General features: G+C 63.0%; 2 protein-coding genes. One reads left to right on the forward strand and one right to left on the reverse strand.

The window, feature by feature from the left end; genetic code table 11:
* Window positions 1-251: hypothetical protein (locus C5F48_RS24400; RefSeq protein ID WP_181247793.1), on the forward strand; the 251-nt coding region annotated here is incomplete at its 5' end.
* A gap of 15 nt (window positions 252-266) precedes the next feature.
* Here the strand turns inward: C5F48_RS24400 and C5F48_RS24405 are convergent.
* The coding region (locus C5F48_RS24405; RefSeq protein WP_146170786.1) for an integrase core domain-containing protein at window positions 267-643 on the reverse strand (377 nt) is incomplete at its 5' end.

A 643-nucleotide genomic window follows, 5' to 3' on the forward strand; every position in this document is an offset into this window, starting at 1 on the left:
ACATCCGCTTCATGGGGCACCGGGCCGGGCAGATAATCTTCATGCAGCCGCCCTCGATCCAGGGCCTGGGCAGTTCCTCGGGCTTCAGCATGTATCTGCTGGATCAGGCGGGCAACGGTCACGAGGCCTTGGCGGAGGCAGCGGATACGCTGGTGGCCAATGCCACCGCGGATGGTCGGGTCGGCGAATTGCGCGGCAATGACGACGCCTTCGAAAGCTCGCTCAGGCTGGAGATCGACCAGCAGAAGTGACCTGCCACCGGTCTTTCACCCAGCCGCGACCGGAGCCTGGTGGTCATTTACGCCTGTCGGCGCAGGTTGAGCAATCGCGCGGCGCGCGGAACTCTCATCGCGTGCAGCGGGTCGGGCGATTGCGGTGGTCAGGTGCAGGGCGAAGCCTGCCGGGGTCTGATAGCCAAGGGCTGAATGGGGCCTTTCGGTGTTGTAGTCGGTGACCCAGGCGGCGATCAGTTCGCGGGCATGGGCCAGATTGCGGAACAGTGTCTCGTTCAAGAACTCGTCCCGCATCCGACCGTTGAAGCTTTCGACGAAACCGTTCTGCATTGGCTTTCCGGGCGCGATGTAATGCCATTCGACCTTGTGCTCCGCACACCACTTGAGGATCGCGTTCGAGGTCAGTTCCG

The sequence above is a fragment of the Cereibacter changlensis JA139 genome, from assembly GCF_003034985.1.
GTDB classification, from domain to species: Bacteria; Pseudomonadota; Alphaproteobacteria; order Rhodobacterales; family Rhodobacteraceae; genus Cereibacter; species Cereibacter changlensis.